Source organism: Streptomyces sp. NPDC050164, assembly GCF_044459945.1.
Classification (GTDB): domain Bacteria; phylum Actinomycetota; class Actinomycetes; order Streptomycetales; family Streptomycetaceae; genus Streptomyces; species Streptomyces coeruleorubidus_A.
The window spans coordinates 1-4,001 of the sequence record NZ_JBITJK010000085.1; the positions used below are offsets into that span (position 1 = coordinate 1).

Annotated in this window: 4 protein-coding genes; all 4 read right to left on the minus strand. The window is 72.6% G+C overall.

Annotated elements, in window-relative coordinates; translation table 11 throughout:
• Window positions 1-123: 123 nt before the first annotated feature.
• Complete coding sequence (locus ACIBNA_RS44800; protein WP_399171233.1) at window positions 124-870, minus strand: endonuclease/exonuclease/phosphatase family protein; 747 nt, start codon at window positions 868-870, stop codon at window positions 124-126.
• 105 nt (window positions 871-975) lie between these two features.
• The gene (locus ACIBNA_RS44805) at window positions 976-1,929 is read right to left on the minus strand and encodes an ROK family glucokinase (protein WP_274815676.1); all 954 of its coding nucleotides are present in this window, start codon (window positions 1,927-1,929) and stop codon (window positions 976-978) included.
• A gap of 130 nt (window positions 1,930-2,059) precedes the next feature.
• Window positions 2,060-2,560 carry a DUF5304 domain-containing protein gene (locus tag ACIBNA_RS44810; RefSeq protein WP_399171235.1) on the minus strand — a complete coding sequence of 167 codons (501 nt, stop codon included), beginning with the start codon at window positions 2,558-2,560 and terminating at the stop codon, window positions 2,060-2,062.
• Between the two features lie 26 nt (window positions 2,561-2,586).
• A complete protein-coding gene (locus ACIBNA_RS44815; protein WP_399171237.1) occupies window positions 2,587-3,780 on the minus strand; it encodes an ArsA family ATPase in 1,194 nt (397 codons plus the stop codon).
• Between the last annotated feature and the right edge of the window lie 221 nt (window positions 3,781-4,001).

Sequence of the window (4,001 nt, forward strand, 5' to 3'; positions counted from 1 at the left end):
CAAGCCCACCTCCTCGAACTACTCGGCATCGATGAAACCCGCCCACGCTGGCTGGACACCTCAAACCCCATGTGCGAAATCCGGGTCTAGACGGCTGAGTTTGCCGAGTTGGACGGCTGAGTTTCAGGCGGCTGGAATCCTGAGGGCGGCCAGGACCGGGAGGTGGTCCGTGGCCGCCCTCAGGTCTGTGTCGGTCACCCTGGGCTGTCCCACCGGCACACCGCAGCCCAGCACCTCGATGCCCTTGGTCGCGAAGATCGCGTCGATGCGCTGGTAGGGGTCGGTGGGTGTCCAGGTGTGTTCGCCGCCCCAGGGCGCGGTCGCATGGCAGTCCTGAAGGGCGTCGGCGAGGCGGCGGAAGGTGGGTCCCTCCGGGCGTTCGTTCAGGTCGCCGCCCGCGATCGCGTGCTCCACGCCCATCCCGGCGAGCCGGTACAGGAGCATGCCCGCCTGGTCGTAGCGCTCGTCCTTCTGGAGCGACAGGTGACAGCTGAGGACGCCGAGGCGGGTGCCGGCGAACCGGACGACGGCGGTGGCGAAGCCGCGGCGGTGCAGGCCGGGGGTGAGGGGCAGGAGGACGTCCTCCGTACGTTCGACGGTCGCCCGCAGCGAGCAGAGGATCGCCGGGCCTGCGGCAGTGGCTCCGCCGGTGAGGATCGTCAGGTCGCAGGCGCGGGCCAGGCGGGCGAGTTTCTTGCGCCAGCGGAAGAAGCGGGGGGCTTCTTGGAGGAGGACCAGGTCGGGGGCGCAGGCCCTGATGACTCGGGCCAGGGCGTCGGTGTCGTCCCGCATCGAGCGGATGTTGTAGCTGAGGACGCGGAGGGTGGCTGAACCGTCGGCGTTTGTGCCGGAGTTGGGGAGCGGCTCCATGTGCGTCAATGTACGCCCCGTGGGTCGGGGCGCGAGGAACGTGGGCGACTGACCGTTCGATGTGGCTTGTCGCGCAGTTCCCCGCGCCCCCGAAAAACGAGGGCCTTACATGATCGGGTCGGGTTCCCTCGCCAGGTCCGCCGCGCCCACCAGGCCGGCCTTGTTGCCCAGTTCCGCGGCTCTCACCTCGGCCACCGGGCGCCAGTTGCCGCCGACCAGCCAGCGCTTGTAGGACTTGCGGATCGGGCCCAGGACCAGTTCGCCCTCGTCGGAGAGGCCGCCGCCGACGATGAAGGCGGAGGGGTCGAAGAGGGAGGCGAGGTCGGCGAGGCCCGCGCCGACCCAGCGGGCCAGTTCGCGGTAGGAGTCGACGGCCACGCGGTCGCCCTGGCGGGCGGCCATGGAGATGTGCTTGCCCTCGATGCCGTCGGGCGTGCCGTTGCCGAGGCCGAGGAGGATCTCGGCGTTCTCGGGGGTGGCGTTGGCGCGCTGCTTGGCGTACCTCACCAGCGCCCGCCCCGACGCGTACTGCTCCCAGCAGCCCTGCGAGCCGCAGCCGCACAGCAGGCCGTCCGGGACCATGCGGATGTGGCCGAACTCGGCGGCCACGCCGAAGTGCCCGCGGCGCAGCTTGTTGCCGATGATGATGCCGCCGCCGAGGCCGGTGCCGAGCGTGATGCAGATGACGTTGCGGTGGCCCTTGCCGGCGCCGAACTTGTACTCGCCCCACGCCGCGGCGTTCGCGTCGTTCTCGACGACCACCGGGAGGCCCACGCGGGCCTCGACCTTCTGCTTGAGCGGCTCGTTGCGCCAGTGGATGTTGGGCGCGAAGTACACCTCGGAGCGCTGCCGGTTCACATAGCCGGCCGCGCCGATGCCCACGCCGACGATGTCGTGCCCGACGCGTGCGCCTTCCACCGCCGAGGCGATGGCGTCCACGATGCCCTCAGGCGTGCCCGGGGTCGGCACCTTGTGGGTCGAGAGGATGTTGCCTTCCTCATCGACCACGCCGGCCGCGATCTTCGTGCCGCCGATGTCGACGCCGATGGTGAGTCCCATGAATCCCTCAGTTTCGGTCGAGCCCCGCTACGGCCAACGGTACCCGAGGCACGCCGTCGGGTTCGCTGTCGTCCGCACGCTGGGCAGGACCGGCGGTGGCACGCCGGTCGGCTCGTCCGAGGGCGGGGGCTCAGTCCAGGTCGATGCGCTCCCCGGGGCCGGCGTCGTCGCCCCCGTCATGGCGTTCGTCCAGGTCACGGGGGTCGATCCGGTCGCCGCGGTCGCTCCAGCGCCGCTCCTGGGCCTCGACGGCGGAGCGGTAGGCGGCGAGCAGTTCGTTCCCGGCGGCGGCCAGGTGGTCGAAGACGTCCGGGTTGCGTTCGATGACGGGTTCCACGGCGGCCTTGGCCTGCTGGACGACCTGGCGGACGACCTGCTCGGCGGCGGGCCCCGCGACCGCGCCGAACAGCGGGGACTGGATCCCCGACAGCTTGTCCGCGACGGCGTCGACGAGCTTCTTCAGTTCCTCGGCCGCGGAACCCTGCGGCGGGCCGTACTCGGCGCGGCGGCGGGCCTTCTCCGCCTCGAGGTCCTCGGCGCACGCGGTCGCCCATGCGTCGGCGTCGGCGTCCCGTACCTCGTCCACGGCCTCTTCGCGGGCGGCGTCGGACGGGGGGAGCTCTTCGCTCATGACGGACTCCTGACTACGGTTCGTCCCTACGACGTTACCCCCTCCGACCGCGTCTGCGGCCACAGCTTCGGGTCGGGTGCGAAGCGGATGCACAGCTCGCCCTCGCGCAGGGCGGCCCCGGCGACGGTGCAGCGGCGCAGCGCGGAGGGCAGCGGAACGATACGGCGGAACCGCCCCGCCATGACGAGAAGTTCGTCGCCGCGGCGGACGAGGTCCAGTTCCTCGCGTATGGCGCCGGGCAGCGGGATGTGCCAGACGAGCACGCCGTCCTCGCCGAGCCGGTCGGTCACCGGCCACTCGGCCGGTGGGACGGGGGCCTCCGGGTCGGCGCCGGGCACGGCGAGGGCGGCCAGGTCGTCGGCGCCGACCGGGTCGCGTCCGAGGTGGGCGACGGTCCGGACGTCGTACGACTCCCGCCACTCGTCCAGTGTCTTGCGCTGCTGGGCGACCGGGCCGGCCAGCCAGGTGTCCGGGGACGCCTCGGGCAGGACGCGGTTGGCGACCACGACGTCGGTGCGCAGGCCGCGCAGGGCGAGGCCGAGGCCGGCGGCGCGCAGGGCGTCGGCGCCGGCCGGGCCGGGCTCGGCGACCAGTCGTACGACGGTGTCGCGGTCGGCGACGACCGCCTCGACGGCGGCCAGCTCCAGATCCCAGCGGGCGGCCGTCTCGTACAGCCACTCGGCGGGCATGGGGACGCCGGCGAGCCGGCCCAGTACGGGGCGCAGGGCGCGGGCGGCCTGGCGTTCGGGCGGGAGCAGACGGCGCAGGTAGCGGCGGAGTTCCTCGGGCAGGGCGAGGAGGGCGAGGGCCTGCGGGGCCGGTGGCAGGTCGACGACGAGCAGGTCGTACGACTCCGACAGCGCGGCGTCGCGCAGGGCGCGCAGGAGGGCGAGTTCCTCGGCGCCGGGGAGGGGGGTGAGTTCCTCGGGGTCGAGGCGGGAGGCGCCGAGGAGGTCCAGGGCGGAGGAGGCGCGGTCCTGGAGGGCGGTGAGGTCCTTCCGGAAGTCCTGGGCGGGGTCGGGACGCCAGGCCGTGAGACGGGGTGCGGCTTCCGTCGGCTCAGGTCCGGTGCGAGTCCCCAGTGCGGCACCGAGGGTGTCCGTGCGGTCGGTGCCGAGGACGAGGGTGCGGGTGCCCTCCGCCGCCGCGGCCAGGGCGGTGGCGGCCGCGAGGGTGGTACGACCGCTGCCGCCGGGGCCGGTGATCAGGATGGTGCGCATGGGGGTGAACGGTAACCCAGACGCCCTCAAGGGGCCCGGGGCTGTGTAAACGTGCGGCTCCGCCGCGTGAGCGCGACCAGCCACGACGCACCTGCACGGGGGCTCCGTCAGAAACCCCGGCGGCGGCTAGGTGTATTGATCACGAGCGTTGTTAACACTGGCCGGGCTTGATCATGGCGAAGGCCCCCGTGTGTGGTGGAGGTGTCGAATCTTCACCGCAC

Excerpts from the sequence above, each read along its gene's own strand:
- ACIBNA_RS44815 (WP_399171237.1), bottom strand. The coding sequence starts at position 3,780 with ATGCGCACCATCCTGATCACCGGCCCCGGCGGCAGCGGTCGTACCACC.
- ACIBNA_RS44805 (WP_274815676.1), bottom strand. The coding sequence starts at position 1,929 with ATGGGACTCACCATCGGCGTCGACATCGGCGGCACGAAGATCGCGGCC.
- ACIBNA_RS44800 (WP_399171233.1), bottom strand. The coding sequence starts at position 870 with ATGGAGCCGCTCCCCAACTCCGGCACAAACGCCGACGGTTCAGCCACC.
- ACIBNA_RS44810 (WP_399171235.1), bottom strand. The coding sequence starts at position 2,560 with ATGAGCGAAGAGCTCCCCCCGTCCGACGCCGCCCGCGAAGAGGCCGTG.